Source organism: uncultured Stenotrophomonas sp., assembly GCF_963519125.1.
GTDB lineage: Bacteria > Pseudomonadota > Gammaproteobacteria > Xanthomonadales > Xanthomonadaceae > Stenotrophomonas.
Window position 1 is genome coordinate 1 of sequence record NZ_CAUQLJ010000019.1, and the last position, 24622, is coordinate 24622.

Annotated in this window: 19 protein-coding genes and 1 pseudogene; 14 read left to right on the forward strand and 6 right to left on the reverse strand. The window is 67.6% G+C overall.

Annotated features, from left to right (window positions below; translation table 11 throughout):
- The 3 genes and pseudogenes from RYM47_RS15305 to tkt all read left to right on the forward strand — a co-directional run.
- A pseudogene (locus RYM47_RS15305) lies at positions 1 to 453 on the forward strand (protein BatD); the annotation flags it as partial.
- Between the two features lie 60 nt (positions 454 to 513).
- Entirely contained in the window at positions 514 to 1836 is a 1323-nt protein-coding gene (locus tag RYM47_RS15310) for a dicarboxylate/amino acid:cation symporter (protein ID WP_315388900.1), read from the forward strand.
- Positions 1837 to 1915: 79 nt separating this feature from the next.
- A complete protein-coding gene (gene tkt / locus RYM47_RS15315; protein WP_315388901.1) occupies positions 1916 to 3925 on the forward strand; it encodes a transketolase in 2010 nt (669 codons plus the stop codon).
- Between the two features lie 855 nt (positions 3926 to 4780).
- Here tkt and RYM47_RS15320 read toward each other — a convergent pair.
- Positions 4781 to 6733 carry an acetyl-CoA hydrolase/transferase C-terminal domain-containing protein gene (locus RYM47_RS15320; protein WP_315388902.1) on the reverse strand — a complete coding sequence of 651 codons (1953 nt, stop codon included), beginning with the start codon at positions 6731 to 6733 and terminating at the stop codon, positions 4781 to 4783.
- A gap of 125 nt (positions 6734 to 6858) precedes the next feature.
- On the opposite strand from RYM47_RS15320, the gene RYM47_RS15325 reads away from it, so the two are divergent.
- The 3 genes from RYM47_RS15325 to RYM47_RS15335 are packed head-to-tail and all read left to right on the forward strand — an operon-like array spanning position 6859 to position 9012.
- A complete protein-coding gene (locus RYM47_RS15325) occupies positions 6859 to 7224 on the forward strand; it encodes a BlaI/MecI/CopY family transcriptional regulator (RefSeq protein ID WP_315388903.1) in 366 nt (121 codons plus the stop codon).
- Complete coding sequence (locus RYM47_RS15330; protein ID WP_315388904.1) at positions 7217 to 8461, forward strand: TonB family protein; 1245 nt, start codon at positions 7217 to 7219, stop codon at positions 8459 to 8461. Before RYM47_RS15325 ends, RYM47_RS15330 begins: the two co-directional genes overlap by 8 nt.
- Positions 8458 to 9012 (forward strand): hypothetical protein, encoded by a 555-nt coding sequence (locus RYM47_RS15335; protein ID WP_315388905.1) that lies wholly within the window; start codon positions 8458 to 8460, stop codon positions 9010 to 9012. Before RYM47_RS15330 ends, RYM47_RS15335 begins: the two co-directional genes overlap by 4 nt.
- A 9-nt stretch (positions 9013 to 9021) precedes the next feature.
- Here the strand turns inward: RYM47_RS15335 and RYM47_RS15340 are convergent, their stop codons facing one another.
- From RYM47_RS15340 to RYM47_RS15350, 3 genes are all read right to left on the reverse strand, one after another.
- On the reverse strand, positions 9022 to 9828 hold the full coding sequence (locus RYM47_RS15340; protein ID WP_315388906.1) for an MBL fold metallo-hydrolase: 807 nt from the start codon (positions 9826 to 9828) through the stop codon (positions 9022 to 9024).
- A gap of 10 nt (positions 9829 to 9838) precedes the next feature.
- Positions 9839 to 10654 carry a S1/P1 nuclease gene (locus RYM47_RS15345; protein ID WP_315388907.1) on the reverse strand — a complete coding sequence of 272 codons (816 nt, stop codon included), beginning with the start codon at positions 10652 to 10654 and terminating at the stop codon, positions 9839 to 9841.
- Positions 10655 to 10737: 83 nt separating this feature from the next.
- Positions 10738 to 11364, reverse strand: a complete 627-nt coding sequence (locus tag RYM47_RS15350) for an OmpW family outer membrane protein (RefSeq protein ID WP_315388908.1) — start codon at positions 11362 to 11364, stop codon at positions 10738 to 10740.
- Positions 11365 to 11563: 199 nt separating this feature from the next.
- Here RYM47_RS15350 and gap point away from each other — a divergent pair, with 199 nt between their 5' ends.
- From gap to RYM47_RS15380, 6 genes are all read left to right on the forward strand, one after another.
- Positions 11564 to 12565 carry a type I glyceraldehyde-3-phosphate dehydrogenase gene (gene gap, locus RYM47_RS15355; protein ID WP_312325319.1) on the forward strand — a complete coding sequence of 334 codons (1002 nt, stop codon included), beginning with the start codon at positions 11564 to 11566 and terminating at the stop codon, positions 12563 to 12565.
- Positions 12566 to 12800: 235 nt separating this feature from the next.
- Positions 12801 to 15473, forward strand: a complete 2673-nt coding sequence (locus RYM47_RS15360; RefSeq protein ID WP_315388909.1) for a DUF2339 domain-containing protein — start codon at positions 12801 to 12803, stop codon at positions 15471 to 15473.
- Positions 15470 to 16822 carry a DUF3999 domain-containing protein gene (locus RYM47_RS15365; protein WP_315388910.1) on the forward strand — a complete coding sequence of 451 codons (1353 nt, stop codon included), beginning with the start codon at positions 15470 to 15472 and terminating at the stop codon, positions 16820 to 16822. Before RYM47_RS15360 ends, RYM47_RS15365 begins: the two co-directional genes overlap by 4 nt.
- 98 nt (positions 16823 to 16920) lie before the next feature.
- A complete protein-coding gene (locus RYM47_RS15370; protein WP_315388911.1) occupies positions 16921 to 18096 on the forward strand; it encodes a phosphoglycerate kinase in 1176 nt (391 codons plus the stop codon).
- Positions 18097 to 18257: 161 nt separating this feature from the next.
- Positions 18258 to 19724: a pyruvate kinase gene (gene pyk, locus RYM47_RS15375; RefSeq protein WP_315388912.1), complete on the forward strand. Its 1467-nt coding sequence runs from the start codon at positions 18258 to 18260 to the stop codon at positions 19722 to 19724.
- Positions 19725 to 19920: 196 nt separating this feature from the next.
- Positions 19921 to 20925: a class I fructose-bisphosphate aldolase gene (locus RYM47_RS15380; RefSeq protein ID WP_315388914.1), complete on the forward strand. Its 1005-nt coding sequence runs from the start codon at positions 19921 to 19923 to the stop codon at positions 20923 to 20925.
- A gap of 102 nt (positions 20926 to 21027) precedes the next feature.
- Here RYM47_RS15380 and RYM47_RS15385 read toward each other — a convergent pair whose 3' ends face one another.
- Positions 21028 to 21624 carry an O-acetyl-ADP-ribose deacetylase gene (locus RYM47_RS15385; protein WP_315388916.1) on the reverse strand — a complete coding sequence of 199 codons (597 nt, stop codon included), beginning with the start codon at positions 21622 to 21624 and terminating at the stop codon, positions 21028 to 21030.
- 117 nt (positions 21625 to 21741) lie between these two features.
- On the reverse strand, positions 21742 to 22701 hold the full coding sequence (gene cysK, locus RYM47_RS15390) for a cysteine synthase A (RefSeq protein WP_315388918.1): 960 nt from the start codon (positions 22699 to 22701) through the stop codon (positions 21742 to 21744).
- Positions 22702 to 22937: 236 nt separating this feature from the next.
- Between cysK and RYM47_RS15395 the strand changes: the two genes are divergently transcribed.
- Together RYM47_RS15395 and RYM47_RS15400 are read left to right on the forward strand one after the other, a co-directional pair.
- A complete protein-coding gene (locus RYM47_RS15395; RefSeq protein WP_315388919.1) occupies positions 22938 to 23921 on the forward strand; it encodes a LysR family transcriptional regulator in 984 nt (327 codons plus the stop codon).
- 244 nt (positions 23922 to 24165) lie between these two features.
- On the forward strand, positions 24166 to 24618 hold the full coding sequence (locus RYM47_RS15400; protein ID WP_315388978.1) for a DUF2946 family protein: 453 nt from the start codon (positions 24166 to 24168) through the stop codon (positions 24616 to 24618).
- Positions 24619 to 24622: the final 4 nt, after the last annotated feature.

The following is a 24622-nucleotide window of genomic DNA, read 5'->3' on the forward strand; positions in this document are numbered from 1 at the left end:
GCCCCGGGCAGCCCGCCGTGGGGCTGGATCGCCGCCGCACTGGGCTTTGCCGCGCTGTGGCTGCTGACCCTGGCCTGGGCGTGGCGCCGCCGCCGCCGGCCTGTCGCGGTCGGCGGCCGTCCGGTGGGCGAGGCTGCCCTGGTAGTCGACCGGCCCTCGCGCGCCGAGCTGCGCCGCGCGCTGGATCACGAAGGGTTGGATGAAATCGTCGCGCTGCTGGCGTCGATGGGCGGGATCCGCGGCGGCCTGGAGGCGGTACTGGCGCAGCTGACCGACCCGGCCCAACGCCAGGCGCTGCAGGACCTGCAGGCCGCGCGCTGGAGTGCCGATGGCGGCGATACGGCGCAGGCCCGGCAGGCGCTGCGCCGCGCCTTCCATGACGGACCGCACTGGCAGCCCGCGCCGGCGGCCACCAATACTGCGCTGCCGCCGCTGTACCCGCCGTCCCGCTGAAGCGGGCGGGACGGCCGGCTTTGCTAAGCTCTTTTACTTATCTTCAAGGAATGCCGTTCCATGACTGAGGCCGCAACACCCCGGCAGAAGCTGCCACTGCACTGGAAAATGGGTATCGGCTTCGGGCTCGGCCTGGTGCTCGGGCTGATCGTGCACGCCATCGGCGGCGGCATCCCCTGGTTGCCCGACGCCGCCCGTGCGGTGATGACCTACCTGACCACGCCGCTGTCGGGCCTGTTCCTCAACCTGATCTTCATGCTGATCGTGCCGCTGATCTTCTCGGCGCTGATCATGGGCGTGTCGGAGATGGGCGACATCCGCGCCCTCGGCCGCATCGGCTGGAAGACCCTGGCGTATACCGTGCTGCTGTCCGGCATTGCCGTGGGCATCGGCCTGGTGCTGGTCAACCTGCTCAAGCCGGGCGCGGGCGTCGATCCGCAGGTCGCCGCGATGATGCTGTCGGAGAACGCCGAGCGCAGCAAGGAAATCGTCGCGGGCATCCACGGCACGCCGAAGGGCATGGACATGCTGCTGTCGATCGTGCCGAGCAACGTGCTGCAGGCGGCGTCTGACAACGGCGCGATCCTGTCGCTGATGTTCTTCGCGCTGATGTTCGGCATCGGCATGGTGCTGTCTCCGGACGAAAAGACCGCGCCGCTGCGCAAGGTCATCGAAGGCGTGTTCGAGGTCTCGATGACCCTGATCAACCTGGTGATCCGGCTGGCGCCGTACGCGGTGGCCTGCTTCATGTTCAACCTGGCGGCGATCTTCGGCTTCGACCTGCTGATCCGCCTGGGCGCGTACGTGGGCGTGGTGGTGCTGGCGCTGGGCCTGCACATGGTGGTGAGCTACGGCGTGGCGGTGTGGCTGTCGGGCCGTTCGCCGATCGCGTTCTTCCGCGACACCCAGGAAGCGACGGTGATGGCGTTCTCCACCGCGTCGAGCAACGCGACCCTGCCGACCGCACTGCGCGTGGCCGACCAGATGGGCCTGCCGCAGAAAGTCTCGCGCTTCGTGCTGACGGTGGGCGCCACCGCCAACCAGAACGGTACCGCGCTGTTCGAGGGCGTGACGGTGATCTTCCTGGCCCAGTTCTTCGGCGTGGACCTGAGCATCACCCAGCAGCTGATGGTGATGGTGGTCTGCATCCTGGGCGGGATCGGCACGGCCGGCGTGCCGTCCGGGTCGCTGCCGGTGGTGGCGATGATCTGCGCCATGGTTGGCGTGGACCCGATGGGCATCGGCCTGATCCTGGGCGTGAACCACTTCCTGGACATGTGCCGCACCGCGCTGAACGTCACCGGCGACCTGGCCCTGACCACGCTGGTGGCCAAGGGCGAAACTGAAGAAAGTCCGGTCCCCGGGTCGTCTTCACAAGCCTGACCCGCCTGACCCGGCGGGTGGACTATGGGACAATGGGCGGCCCGCAGCTTCGCGGCCGCCTCCCGACCCCTTCTGAATCATGACGCAGCCCACCCGCCGCCAGTTGGCCAACGCCATCCGCTTCCTTGCCGCTGATGCGGTCGAAACCGCCAAGTCCGGTCACCCCGGCATGCCGATGGGCATGGCGGACATCGCGGAAGTCCTCTGGAACGACTATCTCCGTCACAACCCGAACAACCCGCAGTGGTTCAACCGCGACCGTTTCGTGCTGTCCAACGGCCACGGCTCGATGCTGCAGTACGCGCTGCTGCACCTGAGCGGGTACGACCTGCCGATCGAGCAGCTCAAGCAGTTCCGCCAGCTCGGCAGCAAGACCGCCGGCCACCCGGAACACCACGAAACCCCCGGGGTGGAGACCACCACCGGTCCACTCGGCCAGGGCCTGGCCAATGCGGTCGGTTTCGCGCTGGCAGAGAAGCTGCTGGCCCAGCGCTACAACCGTCCGGAACATGAAATCGTCGACCACCGCACCTGGGTGTTCCTGGGCGACGGCTGCCTGATGGAAGGCGTGTCGCATGAAGCAGCGTCGCTGGCCGGCACCTGGGGCCTGGACAAGCTGGTCTGCTTCTGGGACGACAACCACATCTCCATCGACGGCAACACCGAAGGCTGGTTCACCGACAACACCCCCGAGCGTTTCGAGGCCTATGGCTGGAACGTGGTGCGCGGCGTCGATGGCCACGATCCGGACAGCATCAAGGCGGCGATCGAAAGCGCGCTGTCGCAGTCGGACAAGCCGACCCTGATCTGCTGCCGTACCACGATCGGTTTCGGTTCGCCGGGCAAGGCGGGCAAGGAATCGAGCCACGGCGCGCCGCTGGGCAAGGACGAACTGGAAGCCACCCGCAAGCAGCTGGGCTGGAACTACGGTCCGTTCGAGATCCCGGAAGAGATCTACGCGGGCTGGCGTGCAGGCGGCACCGGCACGCTGCGCCAGGCGGAGTGGGAACAGCAGTTCGACAAGTACGCGGCGCAGTTCCCGGCCGAAGCTGAAGAACTGACCCGTCGTTCGCGCGGCGAGCTGCCGGCCGATTTCGTCGCCAAGGCTGACGCTTACATCGCGCAGGTGCAGGCCGAAGGTCAGACGATTGCGTCGCGCAAGGCGTCGCAGCTGGCCATCGAGGCGTTCGCGCCGCTGCTGCCGGAACTGGTGGGCGGTTCGGCCGATCTGGCGCATTCGAACCTGACCCTGTGGAAGGCAAGCAAGTCGGTCGCGACCGACGACCCGAACGCGAACTACGTGTACTACGGCGTGCGCGAGTTCGGCATGACCGCGATTGCCAATGGCCTGGCGCTGCACGGCGGTTTCATTCCGTTCGACGCGACCTTCCTGGTGTTCAGCGATTACGCCCGCAATGGCGTGCGCATGAGCGCGCTGATCCCGGCGCATGCGATCCACGTGTATACGCACGATTCGATCGGCCTGGGCGAAGACGGTCCGACCCACCAGCCGGTGGAGCATCTGGCGTCGCTGCGTTACATCCCGAACAACGACGTCTGGCGTCCGTGCGATGCGGTCGAGTCGGCAGTGAGCTGGAAGGCGGCGATCACCCGCCAGGACGGCCCGAGCTGCCTGGTGTTCAGCCGTCAGAACCTGCCGCACCAGCAGCGCAGCACCGAGCAGGTGGCGCAGATCGCGCGTGGTGGTTACGTGCTGGCCGACGCAGAAGGCGGCGTGCCGGACGTGATCCTGATCGGCACCGGTTCGGAAGTGGGCCTGGCGATGACCGCCAAGGCGGAACTCGACGCGGCCGGGATCAAGACCCGCGTGGTGTCGATGCCCTCCACCGACGTGTTCGAGCGCCAGGACGCGGCCTACCGCGAGTCCGTGCTGCCGAACGCCATCCGCAACCGCGTGGCGGTGGAAGCCGGCGTCACCGGTTTCTGGCGCCAGTACGTGGGCCTGGACGGTGCAGTCGTAGGCATCGACACCTTCGGCGCCTCGGCCCCGGCCGACCAGCTGTACAAGCACTTCGGCATCACCGCTGAGCACGTGGTGGCGGCAGCCAAGGCCCAGCTGGCGAACTAAGCGTTCGTCACTGACGCGAAAAGCAACGGCGCTTCCCGAAACGGAAGCGCCGTTTTTCTTGGTGGCTCGATTTGAATGCGATCCGTCTGATCGCATTGCACACCCTGCGTTTGCACACGATCCGTAGAGCTGGGCTCTGCCCAGCTGCTTTTTGGATTCAGGCGAAAAGCCGGGGTCTGCAGGTGTTCCCTGGTCAGGGCCGCCGGGGGCGGGTTGGTGGGGGACGCCGTAAACCCGTCCATGGGGGCTAAGTCGCCGCATCCATGCGGCTCATTCCCCCACCAACCCACCCCCGGCGACCCTCCGATAGTGGGTCGCAGGCCATTGGAAAAGCGGTCGTGTCGACCGTTGGTCGACACGAATGCGTGGGCTGATGGTCTACGGTGGACACGCATGGCGTGTCACTACGCGGTTCGCTTCGAGCTGGTGGGTAGGGTTGGTTCCCAAACAACCGCCGTGAAAACTTCAACGCCCGGTAACGACTGAAAACAAGACGGAACCGACGGCCGGCCAACGGCCGGCCCCCGCGTTTCCCATGCTCACCGCCGCCCTATCGGAGGGTCGGCGGGGGTAGGTTTGCGGGGGAATGAGCGGCATGGATGCCGCGACTTAGCCTCCATGGGTGAAGGCGCACTGCTTGCGAGGCACTGCCTCGCGTGCGACTGAACGCCCAATCGCTGGCGATTGGGCCGGGGCCCGGAGGGCGATTCACGGCGTCCCCCGCGAACCTGCCCCCGACGGCCCTGACCAGGGAACACCTGCAGCCCGCAGCTTTTCGCCTGAATCCAACAGCAGCTGGGCAGAGCCCAGCTCTACGCAGCCCTCGCAATCAGACGATGTACGAAACAACGGCAATCACGCCGTACGCGCCAACGCCAACCGCACCAACCGCGCCTCCAGCTTTTCGCCAAAGCCCACCGGCGCATCCAACCCCATCCGCTGCAGGTACACCACGTCGCCATCGCCGGCCGGCTGGGTCAGCGCCGCAAACACCGTGCGCAACTTCGCGCCGCGTGTCTGCGTGTTCTGCTTCAACCACCCCAACGCTTTCACCAGATGCTGCTCGACCTCGGTGAAATCGCTGCCCAGCGGATAATCGGGCAGGGCCCCCGACTGGCGGAACGGCGCCAGGGTCGCACTCACGGCCGCCTGTGTATTGCGGCGTGCCCATTCCTCCGGCGCTACAAAATCGCCCGCCAGCTTCTTCGATGCCTTGGCCGTCTCCAGCAGCCCCGCCTGGAACCCCGCATCGGTGATCGACGCCATCCCGATCACGCAATCCTCGTCGGTCAGGTTGCGCAGATCCGCGATGCCGTACTCGTTGATGTAGATGTCGCGCAGATGCCGCGGGATCGTCGTGTGCCCATAGTTCCAGCGCACGTTCGACTGCAGCCCGCCCTTGTCCTCCCGCACCGCGCGGAACATCAGCGCACTGCGTGCCTCCGGTAGCGCGTGCGCCATCGCCACGAAGTTGTACTGCCCGCCCACGCCAGAGACCACCCGGCCGTCTTCCAGCGCATCCGATACCGCCGCGCCCAGCGCCGTCGCCATCATGCAGGAATTGAAGAAACGCGCGTGCCGTCGCTGCAGCCGCTCCAACGTCTCGTTGCCGCCGTACAGCTGGTTGATCTCGCTGATCCGGCGCATCCCGATCGCCCGCGACTGCTCTTCCGGCAGCTCGCGCAGCCACTGGTAGAACTCCGGTGAGCCCAGGTAGAACGCGCCATGCAGGTACTCGCCCTCCGCCTCCAGCGTCGCGTGGTCGATGGTCAGTGTGCTGCCGCTCTCGATCCGCTCCATCAGTGCCAGGTCGTCGTGCACCTTGCGCCGGATCACCCCCGTCTGCACCAGCCGCCGGAAGCCCTCGTTGAGCATCTCGCTGCAGCCGTACAGGCCTACCTCGAACGGATCCAGCCCACCGCACTCCAGCACCGTCGGGTTGCTCGCCAGCGTCGGGTCCAGCGCGTGCAGGATCTGCCGGTAACGCGCATTGTCGGTGTGGCGCAATACGAGCGCATGGCTGATCGCATCGGCCAGCGTCCCGATCCCGATCTGCAGGGTCCCACCGTCACGGACCAGCGCACTCGCATACAGGCCGATGGCATAGTCCGCATCGCTCACCGGCTGGCGCGGCAGCCCGAACAGCGCCGGGTAGGGCGCCGGCGGCGTGATCACCAGATCGAAGAACGACACATCGACCGTGGCCGTGCCGCCAAGATACGGCAGCTGCGGATCGATCTCCGCGATCAGCAGCGGACGCGGCAGCCCACGCGCCAGCATCGCGTCGATCGTGTCCTGGGTGATGTCGTTGTTGCACGACAGCGACAACCGCCGGTCGTCCGGGCGCATCGCCACCTTCTGCACGATCGCATGCGGCGCGCGCTGCGCCACCGCGTCCGCCGCATGCGTGTAGTTCAGGCTCGTATACCCACGCTGGGCCTGCGTCGAATTCAGCAGCGCCCCGGACTGCATGTAGAACTCCTCCACCTGCACGTGCGCCGGCAGGCGGTCGCGCAGCATCGCGTCGGCATAGGCCAGGCGCGGGAAATCCTCGCCGAAGTGGCGCGCCGCGAACGGTGCCATGAAGCGCCCTTCCAAGCCATTGGCGGCCGGCTTCGGCGGGTTCAACGACAGCGCCGTATAGATCTGCAGCGGCCGCGACGGATCGTTCTCGATCCGCGCGTACAGCGCGTTGAGCAGCCGATGCGGCTTGCCCAGCGCCAGCGGCGCACCGATGCGCAATGGCCCCTCCACGCGCTCCAGCAACCAGTCGGTGGCGGCGTCCAGGTCGGTGAGGTGTTCGGTCATGCGGTGCGTTCCTGCAAAGGCTTTCCGGCATTACAGCATTTCCGGTTTGAACGGCTCTCGACACGGGGGCTTGACACCGGAAAGGATTACGCGCGTAATCGGTCCGTCGATTACGGATGTAAATGATGAGCCAGATCAGCGAAGCCGAGGCCGTTGTCATGGAAGTGCTCTGGAACCGGCACCCCCTGGGTGCCGACGACGTGGTCGCCGCACTGGCCGACCGCGACTGGGCCGAGCCCACCATCAAGACCCTGCTCAACCGCCTGCTCACCAAGCGCGCGATCAGCGCCAGCCGGGAAGGGCGGCGCTACCTCTACTCGCCGGTGCTGCAACGCCAGGCCTGGGTCGCCGAACAGAGCAGCGGCCTGCTCGACAAACTGTTCGCCGGCCGGGTCGCCCCGCTGGTGGCGCATTTCAGCCAGCGCGGCGAACTCAGCGCACAGGACATTGCCGAGCTGAAAAAGCTGATCCAGGAGCTCGACCATGACTGACGTGCTGCACGGACTGCTCCAGGCAAGCGCCTGGGCCACGCTGGCGGTGCTGCTGCTGGGCGCGGCGCGGACACTGCTGCGGCGACTCGGCGGCGCCGCGTTGGTGTATCGCAGCTGGTGGTTGCTGCCGCTGGTGCTGATCGCACCGTTGTTGCCTTCGCCCGCACCCGCGTTCACCGACAGCGCGCCACTGCTTGCACTCGGAACGATGCTGCACGTGGCCGTGGTACCGACTGATGCGGTCCTGTGGCCGACGCTGCTGATCGCGCTCTGGGCTGCCGGCGCTGTGTGGGTAGCGGTTGCGCAATGGCGTGGCCAGCGCAGGTTCGAACGCGCGCTCGGCACACTGCAACCCCGCACCGACGGCAGCTGGCAGGCCAGTGCCGATCCGGGCCTGCCGGCGCTGGTCGGCCTGCTCGACCCGCGCGTGGTGGTCGGCCCCGATTTCGACCAGCGCTTCGCCGCCGCCGAGCGCGACCTGATCCTGCAGCACGAACACCAGCACCGTCGCCATGGCGACCATTGGGCCAACGCCGCACTGGCACTGCTGCGCTGCCTGTTCTGGTTCCACCCGTTGCTGCCGTGGGCGACGCGCCGCTTCCTGTTCGACCAGGAGCTGGCCTGCGACGCGCGCACGGTCGACCCGCATCCGGCCCTGCGCCGGCTCTACGCCAACGCCCTGCTCAAGGCGCAGTTGGTCCACCCGGTTGCGCCCATGGCCTGCCACTGGCGCAGCCAACCGATGTTGAAGGAGCGGATAGGCATGTTGAAGGAACACAAGCGAAACGCAGTGCCGCGGTGGTCGGGCCAGCTGCTGGTGCTGGGATTGTTCGTCGGACTGAGCACGATGGCGTGGGCCAGCCAGCGTGGCACCGACGTGCAGACGCGCATCAGCGCCGAACCTGACGCCGACAACGCCGGGAAGACCGCGACGGAGGATGCCGACAGTGGCCCCCAGGCAAAACTGATGTCGCCACCGGTCTACCCGAAGAGCGCGTTCGAGCAGAGCATTTCCGGCAAGGTGGTGCTGCGCGTGAACGTGGATGCCGAAGGGCGCACCGCCGGCGTGAGCGTGATCAGCTCCACTCCGGCCGGTGTGTTCGACGCGGTCTCGATCGCCGCCGCCCAGCAGTGGACGTTCGAACCGGCGCGCAAGGATGGCAAGCCGGTGGCGTCTGCCCTGCAGATACCGCTGACCTTCGCCTTGGACGAACCCGAGCCGGCGACCGCGCCGTGAGGGCGGCCTACGGCGCGCTGGTGCTGCTGCTGGCCGGATGTGCGAGTCAGCCGGCACTGACCCGGTTGGAAACCCGGGCCGAGAATGTTGGCTACCAGCGCCTGAAGATGGACGCGGCCGGTGGCGCCGGTTCCGTGCAGGCATACACGCTGCAGCCCAGCGAGGGCTACCGCATGCCTCAGCTGTACGCCGGTCCGGACCCGGTGGTGGGCGACCGGGATACGCGGCGGGAACTGGCACCGACCACGGTGTGCCTGCAGGTCGTGGTGGATGCCGAGGGCAGGGTGGAGCGCAGCGCGCCGGTGGCCGAACGCAGCGACTGTGCGGCTGGCAGCGCGGCAGAGAACCAGGTATTGGTGGCTGCCGCGCAGGAAGCCGTGGCAGCGTGGCGATACCTGCCTGCGGCGGTATGTCATTTCGCCAGGGGGGCTACCCCGCGCGATCCGGGCGACTGCAGCGATGCCGAACGCATCGAGCCGGTGGCGGTCAGCCTGTTCTACGCCTTCACCTTCGAAATCGTGAAGGGTGAGCACGTCGTCCATCGGCGGTGAACCGCGGCATCAGGGCGCTGCGCCGCCCTGCAGGTTCGCCTTTACCGAGGGATGCATCAGCTTGGGTTCGGCCAACGTTGCATCCCGTGCCTGCCGGGTCGCGACGAATTCCGCTTCGCTGATCCCGTCGCGCAGGTGGATGTTGCGTGCGCGCTGGTCGCCGATGGTGGTCTGGTTGGCCACCTCGCGACCCCCCGGGCCGTAGTCGTGGCAGATGAACACCCGGGTCGCATCGGGCAGGGCCAGCAGGCGCTGGATCGAGCGGTACAGCAGCGCCGCATCGCCACCCGGGAAATCGCAGCGCGCGGTGCCGCCGTCGGGCATGAACAGCGAATCGCCGGTGAACAGCGCATCGCCGATGCGGTACGCCACGCTGTCGCTGGTATGGCCGGGCACGGCGATGACTTCCGCCGCGATACCGCCCAACGCAAACGTTTCGCCATCGGCGAACAGATGGTCGAACTGCGACCCGTCGGTAGCCACGTCCAGCGCATACCGCGGCGCGAACGTACGCTGTACCTCGACAATCCCCGCGCCCATCGCCAGCGCAGCCTGCGGCCACTGCTGCTTCAGCCAGCGCCCGGCGCTGACATGGTCGGCGTGGGCGTGGGTTTCCAGCAGCCAGCGAACGTCCAATGCCTGTTCCCGCACATGCGCCAGCAGCGGCTGCAGTGGCGCGGCACCGAGTGCGTCGGTGGCAGGGTCGTAATCCAGCACCGGGTCGATCACCGCCGCCTGCCGCGTTGCCGGGTCATGCACCACGTAGCTGAAGGTGTGGCTGTCGCGGTGGAAGAAACTGGCAACATGCAGCGACATGACGGTGACCTCAGCGTTTACCCAGTGTGTCGTTGAGCAGCACCGCCAGGCGTTCGCCGGCCAGGCGCAGCTCGCGTTCGGCGACCGGCAGGTAGGTCGCGGTGTAGTCCGGCTCCAGCGTACGCCTGGTCGGGTAAACACCAGGTGCAATCGCGATCCGGCAACTGGCTTCCGCCCACTGCACCGCGTCGGTGTCGATGGCGGAGCGCTTGCCGAATTTCGGCTTGGGCAATGCGGCCAGCCGCTTCGTCCAGGCGTCGTCATCGAGCTTCAGGGTGTTCAGCAGGCCGCTGTCCCACAGCGAATGCAGGTTGGTACCGCGTCCGTTGAACTGCACCTGGAAGTCGTTGCCACCCTTGTCGTGGCCGTAGCCGGCGTGCATCGGCTGGTGGATGTCGCCGACGAAATGGACCACGAACTTCAGCGCCTGTGCGCGTTCGGCATCGGAACGACTGCGGTCGCCGAGGATGGCGGTCTGCGTCTTCAACGCTTCCACCACGCAGTTGCCGTTGCGGCAATTGCGCTCGACTTCGTACTGGCAGTCGTCCTCGCCGATGTTCACGTAGTGCCAGCCGGCCGAGCGCTTTCCCAGCCCCGGATCCTTGGCGCGCAGTTCATCGGCCCACGGCGCGATCGCAGCCAGGGTCGGAGTGGGTTCGTTGGCCAGCAGGCGGGCCACTTCGGCGCGGGTCTGCGGGGTCAGTTTCGGTTCGGCCACGCGAGCCACCAGGCGGTGGCCCTGTGCGCCCCAGGCCAGGGCATCGGTGGAAACCAGGGTGAGGGTGATCAGCAGCGCGGAACAGGAGAGCACGGGGGCGATTTTCATCGGCCCATTCTAACGACCCGCCTGCACCGGAGCATTTGCCGTAGTTGTCGGCCCCGGCAGAAGCCGGGGCCGTGTCCCTGCGATCAGAACTTGAAAACGTAGGCCACGCCGTAGGCGAGCGGGTCGATCTTGACCGTGCCCAGCTTGGCGCCGTCCAGCTTCACGTCGCTGTCGATGTCGATCCAGCGCACGTCGACCCGCAGCGCGCCCTTCTCGCCAACGGCGAAGTCCAGGCCGGCGTGCGCGGCCAGGCCCCAGGAATCCTCCAGCTTCAGCCTGCTGCCGGCCAGCGCGCCGCCGGTCTCTTCGCTGAAGAACGTGGTGTAGTTCAGGCCGGCGCCCAGGAACGGCGACACCTTGCCCTTGCTGTTGAAGTGGTACTGCAGCGACACCACCGGCGGCAGGTGCTTGGTGCTGCCCACGCGGCCGAGCCCGTCGATGTTGATGTCGTGCTTGAACGGCAGCGCGGCCAGGACCTCGATGCCCAGGTTGTCGGCAATGAAGTATTCGCCGGTGATGGTCGGCTTGATGTCGCTGTCCACGTCGACCTTCAGGCCGCCGGCCAGGGTGCCGTTGTTGGACTTGGGTGCCACCTGGTGCACGCCTGCGGCGATGGTCCAGTCGCCCTTGGACTGGGCCATGGCGGGGCTGGCGGCCAGCGCCAGGGCGACGGCGAGGCTGGCGGGCAGGAGGGGGGAGGGGGTGCGCATGGTGCTGTCTCGTGGCGGGGTGGAATGGGGCCAGTGTTCCCGCCGCCGCCCGAGCGCGCCTTGATCCGGATCAAATCGTAAATTTTTCGTTGTAACCGCTTACCCTTTCCGGGCCGGGGGCCGTATGCGATTGGCCTTTGCTAGAATGACCGCCCCTTTCCATTGGGCCGCACTGTCGCGGCTGCAGGAGCTTGTGAACATGGCAATCAAGGTTGGCATCAACGGTTTCGGCCGCATCGGTCGCAACGTGCTGCGTTCGGCCGTGCTGAATTTCGGCAATGACATCGAAATCGTCGCCATCAACGATCTGCTGGAGCCGGATTACCTGGCCTACATGCTGAAGTACGACTCCGTGCACGGTCGTTTCAAGGCCGACGTGTCGGTCTCGGGCAGCGACCTGCTGGTCAACGGCAAGAAGATCCGCCTGACCCAGGAACGCGACCCCGCCAACCTCAAGTGGGACGAGGTCGGCGTGGACGTGGTGATCGAATCGACCGGCCTCTTCCTGACCAAGGAAACCGCGCAGAAGCACATCGACGCGGGCGCGAAGAAGGTGATCCTGTCGGCGCCGTCGAAGGACGACACCCCGATGTTCGTGTACGGCGTGAACGACAAGACCTACGCTGGTCAGGCGATCATCTCCAACGCCTCGTGCACCACCAACTGCCTGGCGCCGTTGGCCAAGGTGATCAACGACAAGTGGGGCATCAAGCGCGGCCTGATGACCACCGTGCATGCCGCCACCGCTACCCAGAAGACCGTTGACGGCCCGTCCAACAAGGACTGGCGCGGCGGCCGTGGCATCCTGGAAAACATCATTCCGTCCTCGACCGGCGCGGCCAAGGCCGTCGGCGTGGTGATTCCGGAGCTGAACAAGAAGCTCACCGGCATGAGCTTCCGCGTGCCGACCTCGGACGTCTCGGTGGTCGACCTGACCGTCGAGCTGGAAAAGGAAGCCACCTACGCCGAGATCTGCGCCGAAGTGAAGGCACAGAGCGAAGGCGCGCTGAAGGGCATCCTCGGCTACACCGAAGACAAGGTCGTGGCCACCGACTTCCGCGGCGAGACCCACACCTCGGTGTTCGACGCCGAAGCCGGCATCGCGCTGGACGGCACCTTCGTCAAGCTGGTGTCCTGGTACGACAACGAATGGGGCTATTCCAACAAGTGCCTGGAAATGGCCAAGGTCGTCGCCGCGTAAAACGCGGACCGCGCGCCGGGTCGTTTGCGTCAGGTTCGCCCTCCGCCTGCGCCGGACCACCCACCGGTAGAGCCGGGCTCTGCCCGGCTCCAGGCGGTAATGATCGAAACAAAACGCCCAACCGCAAGGAAGGGCGTTTTTTTTCACCCCCGCCAATTCAGTTACGATGTCCCCGTGCCGCAGGCGCCATGCTCGTCCAGGTGGGCCGTGGCGTTTCCCTCGAGGATGACGCGGAATGGAAGCACTGATTGTCCTGGCGGTACTGCTGTTGCTGGCCGTGCCGGTGTTGCTGATCGTCGCCTTGGTGATGATTTCCGGCCTGCGCCGGCGGGTTGCCGCGCTGGAACAGGCACGGGCAGAAACCGTCGTGGCGCCCGCCGAACCGGTCGCTGAGGCGTGGGAGGCCCGCGCGCCTGCGCCGCCGCCGATCGTGTCTCCGTTCCGCGCGGACGCACCTGCGCCGGTGCCCGAGCCAGAGCCAGAACCAGCGCTCCAGCCTGAGCGAATGGCCGCCGCCACCCGCACCGCGCCGCCGCCGCTTCCCCCGGGCCCGCCGCAGGCTCCGCCCGAACCCTTCGTTCCCCCACCACCGCGCGGCCCGGACCTGGGCGAGCGCGTCGTCGGCACGATCAAACGCTGGTTCACCGAAGGCAACGTGCCGGTCAAGATCGGCATGCTGGTGCTCCTGGCCGGCGTGGCGGCACTGCTCAAGTACGCCAGCGACCAGGGCTGGCTCAATGCGCCGATCGAGCTGCGCCTGGCGGCCATTGCGGCAGGTGCGCTGGCCGGGCTGGTGTTCGGCTGGGTGCAGCGCGAACGCCGGCGGATGTTTGCGTTGGCGTTGCAGGGCGGGGCAATCGGCATCCTGCTGCTGACCATCTTTGCCGCCTTCAAACGCTACGAGTTGATCCAACCGGGCATCGCCTTTGCAATGAGCATCGCGCTGATTGCCGGCATGGGCGTCCTCGCGGTCGTGCAGAATTCGCGCACGCTGGCGGTGCTGGGTATCCTGGCCGGGTTCATGGCGCCGATCTGGCTCTCCACCGGCAGTGGCAACCATGTCGCGCTGTTCTCGTACTACGCCGTGCTCAACGCCGCGATCCTCGCGATTGCCTGGTGGCGCCCGTGGCGCGCGCTCAACCTGCTGGGCTTTGCCTTCACCTTCGGCATCGGCACCGCCTGGGGCGTGCTGCAGTACAACGCCGACAAGTTCAACAGCACCGAACCGTTCCTGCTGCTGTTCTTCGCCTTCTACCTGCTCATCCCGATCCTGTACGCACGCCGCCAGCCGGCCGAAAAGCGCGACCTGGTCGACGGCAGCCTGGTGTTCGGCACGCCGCTGATCGCGTTCTCGCTGCAGGCCGGCATGCTGCATGACGACCGCCTGCTGCTGGCGCTCTGTTCGGTGGGCCTGGCCGCGTTGTATGCAGGGTTGGCCTGGGCGCTGATCAAGCGCGAGCGTTACACGGCATTGGGCCAGTCGCACGCAGTTCTGGCGGTGGGCTTTGCCACCCTCGCGGTGCCGCTGGCGCTGTCCGCTCGTGCCACCGCCAGTGTGTTCGCGCTGGAAGGCGCAGCGCTGGTCTGGCTGGGCCTGCGCCAGTCGCGCCTGCTGCCGCAGATCGCCGGTGCGCTGCTGCAGCTGGGCGCCGCGTTCGGTTTCGTGGTCGGTGCCGACTACTGGCTGCACGACGCCACCGCGATCGCCAATCCCACCTTCATGAGCGGCCTCCTGCTGGCACTGGCGGGTTTCGCGTCGGCCTTCAGCTACCGCCGTGCCGGGCGCGACGCGCCCGCCATCGTGTACTACCTGTGGGGCCTGCTGTGGTGGCTGGGCACCGCCAGCCACGAGATCAGCCGCTTCGTTGCCTGGGACAGCCGGCCGGATGCCCTGCTGATCCTGGTGGCGGTCACCGGCTGGATCGCTGCGGAATCGCAGCGCCGTTTCCCGGCACGCGCACTGGTGTTGACCACGCTGGCGATGCTGCTGTGCGCGTTCCCGTTGGCGCTGTGGCAGGCCGACGTCCACCGCCAGCCGTTTGCCGGCTACGGTGCGCTGGCCTGGGCAGTGTTTGCCGTGCTCGGCGTGCGCAGCCTGTGGTGCCTGCGCGGCGGGCAGGACCGCACCGCCGTGGTCGCGCAGTTCGTCTGGTGGTTGCTGTGGCCCACCGTGGTCTCGCTCACGGCCAGCTGGCTTGCCGACCGTTTCGAACTGGCCGAAGGCTGGGCACTGGCGGCGATGCTGCTGCCGTGGCTGGTGGTGACCGCCATTTCGCTGCAGCGCTGGCGCTGGCTGAGCGTGCCGTTGGGCGAGCGCTTCGATGCGGCCCGCCCGGCATTGCAGTGCACGCTGTTCGCGGTGCTGGGGCTGGCCTGGGTCGGCTTCCTGTTCGCGCGCGGCGGCGCATCGCCGCTGCCGTGGATACCGCTGTTGAATCCGCTCGAACTGGCCCAGCTGGCGGTGCTGGTGCTGCTCGCGCGCTGGTTGTGGCGCGGCCAGGCGCCGGCCGCACTGCAGGCAAAGCGCGTGCCGCTGCTTGCGTTGGCCGGTTTCGTCGCGCTGACCAGCATCACCCTGCATGCCGTGCACCACTGGGGCGGCGTGCCGTGGAGCGAGCGGCTGTGGTCGTCCACGCTGGCCCAGACCAGCCTGACCGTCGTGTGGAGCGTGCTCGGCGTGATCAGCTGGGTGTGGGGCTCGCGGCGCGGGCAACGCGCGCTGTGGCTGGTCGGCGCGGTGCTGATGGGCGTGGTGCTGGCCAAGCTGGTGCTGATCGACCGCCAACACCTGGGCAACCTGCTGGGCATTGCTTCCTTCATCGCCTACGGCCTGCTGTGCACGGTCGTGGGCTACCTGGCACCGGCGCCGCCGCGTGCGCCGGACGCTACCGTGGAGCCGCAACCGTGAACCTTCTGTGCCGCCTCATCGCCGCCGCTTCACTGACCTTGGCCGCGCCTGCGCTGTGGGCCGCCGACGCGCGCCAGGACTACCGCGAACAATGGCCGCTGCAGCTGTCCGCGCCGCAGGCAGGCGCCTACCGGCTGATCCTGGGCGAGGCCCAGTACCGCAGCGCGGTGTCGACGCAGCTGGCCGACGTGCAGGTCTTCAACGCGCAGGGCCAGGCGCTGCCGTCGGCGTTGTTCTCGGCCGACCAGCCGCTGGCGCGTCCGGCGCAGTGGCAGTCACTGCCATGGTTCGCGCTGCCGTCGCAGGGCGGCGGTGCAGGCGAAGACCTGCAGCTGCTGACCGAACGCAACACCGACGGCAGCGTGCGCCGGGTGGAAGCGCGGCTGGGTCGCAGCGGCGCCAGCGCCGAACCGGGCGGCTGGCTGGTCGACGCCAGCGCGCTGCGCACCGGCGTGCAGGCCCTGCAGCTGGACTGGCAGTCGACCGGGCCCTTGCAGCTGCGCGTGGCGGTGGAAGCGAGCGACGACCTGCGCGACTGGCAGCGTGTGGCCGACGTGGTTCCGCTGGTCGACCTCGAGCAGGGCGGCAACCGCCTGCAGCAGCGGCGCATCGAGATCGGCCACCAGGCGAAGTACTTCCGCATCCTGCCGCTGGCGGGCGCGCGCCTGCCCGTACTGACCGCCGTGCAGGTCGAACGCGTGGCCGCCGCGCAGGCGATCGACTGGCAGTGGCGCACGCTGACCGGTACCACCGGCAAGCCCGGCGAATTCGAATACACACTGGACGGCCGCTTCCCGGTGGCCCAGGTCGACATCGCGACCGCCGACAACAGCGTGGTGCAGTGGACCCTGCTCAGCCGCGACGACCCCAATCGGCCCTGGCAGGTCCGGGCCGGCCCGTGGGTGGCCTACCAGCTGCAGGACAGCGCCGCGCGGCGCCAGTCGCAGGCGCAGTCGCTGGCCGTGCCCAGCCGTGACCGCTACTGGAAACTGATGGCCGGCCAGGCCCAGCCCAGCCAGGCGCCGACCCTGAAGCTGGGCTACCAGCCCGAGGCGCTGGTGTTCCTCAGCCAGGGCGACGCGCCTTTCACGGTCGCCGCCGGCAGCGTGCGCGCGCTGCGCACCGACGCACCGGTGGGTACCGTGATCGCGCAGCTGCGCGAGCAGCAGGGCGCGCAGTGGCAACCGGCCGCAGCGACCGTGCAGGGGCCGGCGCAGGTGCTCGCCGGCGACGCCGCCGTGCAGGCGCAACGCGACTGGAAGCGCTGGCTGCTGTGGGGCCTGCTGCTGCTCGGCGTGCTGGTGGTGGGCGGATTCGCCGTCAGCCTGCTACGCCAGAAGGAAAGGTAGCGCCGGCCGTTGGCCGGCCCGCGCGCACGCACATCGTTACAATGACCCTCTGCGCCGTGCGCGGCGCATTTCCCTTTCCGCCAAAGAGTTGCTGCCCCATGTCCATCGTTCGCATGACCGACCTCGACCTTTCCGGCAAGCGCGTGCTGATCCGCCAAGACCTGAACGTGCCGATCGAAAACGGCCGCATCACTTCCGAACAGCGCATCACCGCATCGCTGCCGACGTTGAAGCTGGCGCTGGAAAAGGGCGCCGCGGTGATGGTCACCTCGCACCTGGGCCGTCCGAAGGAAGGCGTGTGGAGCGAAGCCGATTCGCTGGCGCCGGTCGCCCTGCGCCTGTCCACCCTGCTCGGCGTGGATGTGCCGCTGGTGCGTGACTGGGTCGACGGCGTCGAGGTGGCCCCGGGTTCGATCGTGCTGCTGGAAAATTGCCGCATGAACGTGGGCGAGGGCAAGGACGACGAAGCGCTGTCGCGCAAGTATGCCGCCCTCTGCGACGTGTTCGTGATGGACGCCTTCGGTACCGCGCATCGCGCGCAGGCCTCCACCCACGGCGTGATCCGCTTCGCCCCGGTCGCCGCCGGTGGTCCGCTGCTGATGGCCGAACTGGACGCGCTGGCCAAGGCCCTGCACGCACCGGCGCAGCCGCTGCTGGCGATCGTGGCCGGCAGCAAGGTCAGCACCAAGCTGGAGCTGCTGGCCAACCTGGTGGGCAAGGTCGACCAGCTGATCGTCGGCGGTGGCATCGCCAACACCTTCATTGCTGCTGCCGGGTACTCCGTCGGCAAGTCGCTGTACGAACCGGACCTGCTGGACACGGCGAAGAAGATCGTGGCCGACGCCAAGGCGCGCGGCGCCGACATTCCGCTGCCCACCGACGTGGTGGTGGCCAAGCAGTTCCTTCCCGATGCGCAGGCCACGGTCAAGGCGGTCGATGACGTGGCCGAAGACGACCTGATCCTCGACATCGGCCCGCAGACGGCAGCGCACTACGCCGGGCTGATCGCCAAGGCCGGTACCGTGGTCTGGAACGGCCCGGTCGGCGTGTTCGAGTTCGAAGCCTTCGGCCACGGCACCGAAGCGCTGGCCCGCGCGATCGCCAGCTCGCCGGCGTTCTCCATCGCCGGCGGCGGCGACACCCTGGCCGCCGTGGACAAGTACGGGATCGCCGACCAGGTCAGCTACATCTCCACCGGCGGCGGCGCGTTCCTGGAGTTCCTGGAAGGCAAGACCCTGCCGGCGGTAGCTGCACTGGAAGCACGCGGCGGTTGAGTTCGATGATGCGGCGGCGTCCGTACGCCGCCGCATGTCGCGTTCGGGTCTCGCCATGTCTGCAGGACATCATCGAAACCCAGACGCGACAATGCTGTAAACGTATTCATGGGACGTGAAGGGTGTGGTAATTTCGATCCTTTCCCGGGAGCCCATTAACCATGATTGAGCGTCAGCGCCGTACGAAGATCCTTGCCACCCTCGGTCCGGCTACCGACCCGCCGGGCGTGCTGGAGGATCTGTTCCGCGCCGGCGTGAACGTGGTCCGCCTCAACTTCAGCCACGGCGACCCGTCCGGCCAGGCCAAGCGTGCCGCCGACGTGCGCGCCGCCGCCGCCCGCGTGGGCGTGGAAGTCGGCATCCTGGCCGACCTGCCGGGCCCGAAGATCCGCATCGAGCGCTTCGCCGAAGGCAAGATCCAGCTCAAGGCGGGCGACCGCTTCGACCTGGTCGCCTCGCCGACCGCGCCGGCCGGCGACACCACCCAGGTGGGCGTGAGCTACCTCGGCCTGCCGCAGGACGTGGCCCCGGGCGACGTGCTGCTGCTCGACGATGGCCTGATGCAGCTGCAGGTGGTGGAAGTGCAGGGCGAGCGCATCGTCAACACCGTGCTCAACGACGGCGTGCTGTCCGACCGCAAGGGCTTGAACAAGCAGGGCGGTGGCCTCTCGCTGGGCGCGCTGACCGAGCGCGACAAGGAGCTGATCGGCATCGTCGCCAAGATCGGTGTCGACTTCATCGCCGTGTCGTTCTGCCGCAACGCGCAGGACATGAACGACGCGCGTGACATCGCCCGCTTGCATGGCTGCGATGCTGCGCTGGTGTCGAAGATCGAGCGCACCGAAGCGATCGAGAACCTGGAAGAGATCGTCGAGGCCAGCGACGTGGTGATGGTGGCCCGTGGCGACCTCGGCGTGGAAATCGGCGACGCCGAACTGCCCGGCCTGCAGAAGAAGATCATCAAGGCCTCGCTCGCACAGAACAAGGTGGTGATCACGGCCACGCAGATGCTGCAGTCGATGGTCGAAAGCCCGATCCCGACCCGTGCAGAAGTGCTGGACGTGGCCAACTCGGTCATCGACGGTACCGACGCGGTGATGCTGTCGGCTGAAACCGCCGCCGGTGCGTACCCGGTCAAGGCGGTGGAAGCGATGGCACGCATCTGCCTGGGCGCCGAGCGCCAGTTCCAGACCGAGACCGACTTCAACGCTTCGCCGCGCAACCTGGAACGTGCCGACCAGGCCATCGCCATGGCCACCATGTTCCTGTCGCAGCACGTGGGCGTGCGCGCGATCGTGGCAATGACCGAATCCGGTGGCACCGCCCGCTACCTGTCGCGTTTCCGTGCCAAGGCGCCGGTGTTCGCGGTCACCCGCCACGACGGTGCACGCCGCCAGATGGCGCTGATGCGCGATGTCTACCCGATCAACTTCGACAGCCGTGGCCTGACCCCGCGCGAAGCCGCGCGCGGCAGCATCCGCCTGCTGGTGGAAGCCGAACTGCTGCAGGCCGGTGACCGCGTCGTGTTCACCAGCGGTGAGCACATGGAAACCCTGGGTGCGACCAACACCCTGCGCCTGCTGGAAGTGGGCGAAGACGGCCGCGCCAGCGGCCTGGGCGATCTGTAAACCCCGTCGGCCCCGGGTCGGAGCCGCTGTGCGGATCCGGCCCAGGGTCAGATCCGCAAAGGGGCTCTGACCCCGCGCAACAGGACATCGCCTGTCCGGTGCGGACATTGGAATCGTTTCCAGACTGGCCTGCACGTCGGCGCAACGGGCGGCGGGGCTATACTTACGTTTTTCCCGCACCCGCCACAGGAAGTACATGAGCATCGAACAGCTGGCTGAAACCGCCCAGGCCATGGTTGCCCCGGGCAAGGGCATCATCGCGATCGACGAATCCACCGCTACCATCGCCAAGCGTTTCGCTGGCGTCGGTATCGAGAACACCGAGGAGAACCGTCGTGCCTACCGCGAACTGCTGCTGACCACGCCGAAGCTCAACGAGCACATTTCCGGCGCCATCCTGTTTGACGAAACCATCCGTCAGTCGACCAAGGACGGCGTGCCGTTCGCCAAGTACATGGCCGACCACGGCATGATTCCGGGCATCAAGGTGGACAAGGGTGCGCACCCGCTGGCCGGCTGCCCGGGCGAGCTGGTGACCGAAGGCCTGGACGGCCTGCGCGAGCGCCTGCAGGAGTACTACAAGCTGGGTGCGCGCTTCGCCAAGTGGCGTGCGGTGATCAACATCGGCGAAAGCATTCCGTCGGGCACCTGCATCGAGTCCAACGCCCACGCGCTGGCCCGCTATGCCGCCCTGTGCCAGGAATGTGGCCTGGTGCCGATGGTCGAGCCGGAAGTGATCATGGACGGCGACCACGACATCGAGACCTGCTACGAAGTCACCGAAGCCACCCTGCGTTCGCTGTTCGACGCCCTGTACCAGCAGAACGTGCTGCTGGAAGGCACCATCCTGAAGGCCTCGATGGTCATCTCCGGCAAGGGCTGCGATGAGCAGGCCGACGTCGAGGAAGTGGCCGAGTCGACCGTGATGTGCCTGAAGAGCACCGTGCCGGCGATCCTGCCGGGCGTGGTGTTCCTGTCCGGTGGCCAGAGCGACGAGCAGTCCACCGAGCACCTGAACGCGATGAACCAGCTGGGCAACCTGCCGTGGCCGCTGAGCTTCTCCTACGGCCGCGCCATGCAGCAGGCTGCGCTGAAGCTGTGGGCCAAGGACACCAAGGCCAACGTCGCCAAGGCACAGCAGACCGTGTACGACCGCGCCAAGGAAAACGGCCAGGCCGCACTGGGCAAGTGGAACGGCTGATCCACGCCGTCACCGCAGAATGAACAAACGCCGGCATGCAGATGCCGGCGTTTTTCATGGGGCGACTCACCGTAGCGCCGGGCTCTGCCCGGCTGCCTCACATCACGCAGGCGCTGCGGGTGGTACCCCGATCGCCAATGCCGTCATCGCCGGCCCCGGCATCTCCATCGGTTGTCCCAGCGCGACCAGCGCCTGCTGGTAGGCCTTGAACGTCGCCGCGTTGTACGCGACCAGGATGATGCGCTGGGGCTCCCGATGCGAGCGTTGCCACGTCACCGTCTCGGTCGCCGCAATCTGCGCGGCCTGGTACAGCGGATAGCCGAACACCCCGCAGCTGATCGCGGGGAACGCAATCGAACGCAGCCCCAGCGTTTCGGCCAGTTGCAGCGATTTCCAGTAGCAGTTGGCCAGCAGCGCCGGCTCATCGCGCTGGCCGTCCTGCCACACCGGACCCACCGTGTGCAGCACGTGCTTCGCCGGCAGGTTGTAGCCGGCTGTCGCGCGCACCTCGCCGGTCGGGCAGCGCATGCCCGGCCGGATCTCCGGCAGTGCCGCGCATTCGGCCAGCAGCTGCGGGCCGGCGGCGCGATGGATCGCCCCATCCACGCCGCCGCCGCCCAGCAATGACTCGTTGGCCGCATTGACGATCGCATCCACCGCCAGGGTCGTGATGTCGCCCTGCCACACTTCGATCTTCATGCGTGCCGCTCCTTATGTCCGCCGCCTCATAAGGTGGCGGCCAGGGCATCAAGGTTGCGTCATCGTCGTCTCAGGCCATGCGACCCGGTGTGTCGTATTCAGCAAGGGCGCTCGTATTCAGGGAAGGCCGGCCAGCCAGTCGTCGTCCGAGCCCTCGTTGATGTCGGCAAACAGCGGGGTGGAGAAATAGCGCTCGCCGGTGTCGGGCAGCATCGCCAGCAGCACACTGCCAGGCGCGGCCTTGGCCGCCACATCCAGCGCGCTGGCCACCGTGGCACCGGCCGAGATACCGACGAAGATGCCTTCCTCGGCCGCCAGCCGGCGCGAGGTTTCGATCGCACGCGCATCGTCGATGCTCAGCAGTTCGTCGAACACGTCGCGGTTCAGCACGTCCGGCACGAAGTCCGGCGTCCAGCCCTGGATCTTGTGCGGCTTCCATTCGGCACCGCCAAGCAGCGCCGCGCCTTCCGGTTCGGTGGCGATGATGCGGGTCTCCGGGCGGGCCACCTTCAGCACTTCACCCACGCCGGTCAGGGTGCCGCCGGTGCCCCAGCCGGTCACGAAGTAATCCAGCTGCTTGCCGGCGAAATCGCGCAGGATCTCGGCGGCGGTGGTGTTGCGGTGGTAGGCCGGGTTGGCCGGGTTGGTGAACTGGCTGGCCAGGAACCAGCCATGTTCCTGGGCCAGCTCGCTCGCGCGCCGCACCATGCCCGAGCCGCGTTCGGCGGCAGGGGTCAAGATCACCTTGGCGCCGTAGGCGCGCATCAGCTTGCGGCGCTCGATGGAGAAGGTCTCCACCATGGTCGCCACGAACTTGTAGCCGCGCGCGGCCGCGACCATGGCCAGTGCGACGCCGGTGTTGCCGGAGGTCGCCTCCACGATGGTGTCGCCGGGCTTGAGCACCCCGCGCGCTTCGGCATCCAGGATGATTGCCAGCGCCAGGCGGTCCTTGACCGAACCACCGGGATTGAACGATTCGACCTTGGCATACAGGGTGACGTGGTCGGGGGCGATGCGGTTGAGGCGGACAACCGGGGTATTGCCGATGGTGTCCAGGATCGAGTTGTACAGGGCCATGGGGACGCTCTCCGCAAAAGAATGACAGGCCACGGGCACGCCGCGGCAGGGGAGGGATGAAGCGGCAGGCAGCCTTCGCGCTCAGGGCGCCGCCGGGTCTCCGCCAGACCGTAGCGCCAGCATATGACCGCGCGAAATCACCTGATTACCTTCATAAACAACATTTGGTTATAAGCTGGTGACGGCAACTGTTTTACAGTCGGCCTGACCCCTTCCTTCCTGCCGTGCGCACGCCCATGACGCTGACCCAACTCCGTTACCTGGTCGCCATTGCCGACGCCGAGCTCAACATCACCCTGGCCGCGTCGCGGGTGCACGCCACCCAGCCGGGGCTGTCCAAGCAGCTCAAGCAGCTGGAAGATGAACTGGGCTTCCTGCTGTTCGTGCGCAAGGGCCGCAGCCTGGAAGCGGTGACCCCGGCCGGGGTGGAGGTGATCGGCCGCGCCCGCGCGGTGCTGGCGGAAGCCAACAACATCCGCACCTACGCCGCCAACCAGCGCCGCGAAAGCCAGGGCCAGCTGGTCCTGACCACCACCCACACCCAGGCGCGCTTCGTGCTGCCGCCGGCGGTGGCGCGCATCAAACAGGCCTACCCGCAGGTCAGCGTGCACCTGCAACAGGCCGCCGAAAGCGACGCGCTGGACCTGCTAAGCCAGGGCGATGCGGACATCGCCATCATCAGCACCGCCGGTGCCGAGCCCACCGCCGGCATCGCCATTCCGCTGTACCGCTGGCGGCGGCTGGTGCTGGTTCCGCGCGGGCACGCGCTGGACCGCCCGGGGGCTGCGCCGGATCTGGAGGCGCTGTCGCACCAGCCACTGATCAGCTACGAATCGTCCACCCGTGGCAGCTCCTCGCTGCAGCGGGCGTTTGCGGCTTCCGGGCTGACCCCGGACATCGCCCTGACCGCATTGGACGCGGACCTGATCAAGACCTATGTGCGCACCGGGCTGGGCGTGGGGTTGCTGGCGGAAATGGCGGTGAATGCCGGCGATGAAGACCTGCGTTCCTGGCCGGCGCCATCGCCGATCGACGAGTGCATCGCCTGGGCGGTGCTGCCACGCGACCGGGTGCTGCGCGATTACGCGCTGGAGCTGGTGCATGTGCTTGCGCCGCAGATCGATACGCGGGATTTGAGGCGCGTGATCGATGGGAACCAGGAGGCGGATTGGCCGGTGCCGCCGACGTGGGAATCGTTGACGCAAACCATTACCGTCTGAGAAGCGACGGCAATGGTTTGCCCCGAGCATTCCACCTCTACCCCGCGCCGTTGGCGCGCCCCCTTCAACAGAAGGGGGCTTTTCTCCATTTGGATCCCGCCGCGGGCCGGTGCGGCCTCTGCGACCGTTGGTCGCACGAAATACTGAGGCCCCTGTGAATGCCGGGCGTTATCATGGCGCGGTGAACCGTCGCCGCGCCCCGTACGCCGCCTTGCTCCAGCTCGCCTTCGTGGCGACGCTGTTGATGGTGTTGGCGCCGCTGGTCAGCCGCTGGCAGCAGGCGCAGGGGCCGCAGGTGATGCTGATGCCGGGCGGCATGGCGCACGTGATGGCTGCCGCGATTGTCGCTGATGAGCCGGCCGAAGCGCTGGCGCCCGCGATGGATCATCACGGCATGGGCCATCACGACATGGCCATGCACGACACCTCCATGCAGGCGATGGCCACGCATGGCCCGGCGACATCGCCGACGGGCTCGACCGAGCCCGCGCCCAAGCCGTCCATCGACCCGCACGCGGGCCATGGCGAAGCCTGCGAATACTGCATGATGGCCTCGCGGCTGATGCCGTGGCTGGCCGTGCTGTTCGTCCTGCTGCACGCGCTGCAGCTGTCTGCCCCGCCGGTGCCGCGCACCGTTGCCACCCGCAGCCTGCGCTGGCCCGCGCACGCCGCGCGTGGCCCCCCGCTTTACGCCTGAAACC

What these genes read in the sequence shown, in the direction of transcription:
- RYM47_RS15310 (WP_315388900.1), top strand. Translation starts at nt 514, where the DNA reads ATGACTGAGGCCGCAACACCCCGGCAGAAGCTGCCACTGCACTGGAAA.
- tkt (WP_315388901.1), top strand. Translation starts at nt 1,916, where the DNA reads ATGACGCAGCCCACCCGCCGCCAGTTGGCCAACGCCATCCGCTTCCTT.
- RYM47_RS15320 (WP_315388902.1), bottom strand. Translation starts at nt 6,733, where the DNA reads ATGACCGAACACCTCACCGACCTGGACGCCGCCACCGACTGGTTGCTG.
- RYM47_RS15325 (WP_315388903.1), top strand. Translation starts at nt 6,859, where the DNA reads ATGAGCCAGATCAGCGAAGCCGAGGCCGTTGTCATGGAAGTGCTCTGG.
- RYM47_RS15330 (WP_315388904.1), top strand. Translation starts at nt 7,217, where the DNA reads ATGACTGACGTGCTGCACGGACTGCTCCAGGCAAGCGCCTGGGCCACG.
- RYM47_RS15340 (WP_315388906.1), bottom strand. Translation starts at nt 9,828, where the DNA reads ATGTCGCTGCATGTTGCCAGTTTCTTCCACCGCGACAGCCACACCTTC.
- RYM47_RS15345 (WP_315388907.1), bottom strand. Translation starts at nt 10,654, where the DNA reads ATGAAAATCGCCCCCGTGCTCTCCTGTTCCGCGCTGCTGATCACCCTC.
- RYM47_RS15350 (WP_315388908.1), bottom strand. Translation starts at nt 11,364, where the DNA reads ATGCGCACCCCCTCCCCCCTCCTGCCCGCCAGCCTCGCCGTCGCCCTG.
- gap (WP_312325319.1), top strand. Translation starts at nt 11,564, where the DNA reads ATGGCAATCAAGGTTGGCATCAACGGTTTCGGCCGCATCGGTCGCAAC.
- RYM47_RS15360 (WP_315388909.1), top strand. Translation starts at nt 12,801, where the DNA reads ATGGAAGCACTGATTGTCCTGGCGGTACTGCTGTTGCTGGCCGTGCCG.
- RYM47_RS15370 (WP_315388911.1), top strand. Translation starts at nt 16,921, where the DNA reads ATGTCCATCGTTCGCATGACCGACCTCGACCTTTCCGGCAAGCGCGTG.
- pyk (WP_315388912.1), top strand. Translation starts at nt 18,258, where the DNA reads ATGATTGAGCGTCAGCGCCGTACGAAGATCCTTGCCACCCTCGGTCCG.
- RYM47_RS15380 (WP_315388914.1), top strand. Translation starts at nt 19,921, where the DNA reads ATGAGCATCGAACAGCTGGCTGAAACCGCCCAGGCCATGGTTGCCCCG.
- RYM47_RS15385 (WP_315388916.1), bottom strand. Translation starts at nt 21,624, where the DNA reads ATGAAGATCGAAGTGTGGCAGGGCGACATCACGACCCTGGCGGTGGAT.
- cysK (WP_315388918.1), bottom strand. Translation starts at nt 22,701, where the DNA reads ATGGCCCTGTACAACTCGATCCTGGACACCATCGGCAATACCCCGGTT.
- RYM47_RS15395 (WP_315388919.1), top strand. Translation starts at nt 22,938, where the DNA reads ATGACGCTGACCCAACTCCGTTACCTGGTCGCCATTGCCGACGCCGAG.
- RYM47_RS15400 (WP_315388978.1), top strand. Translation starts at nt 24,166, where the DNA reads ATGGTGTTGGCGCCGCTGGTCAGCCGCTGGCAGCAGGCGCAGGGGCCG.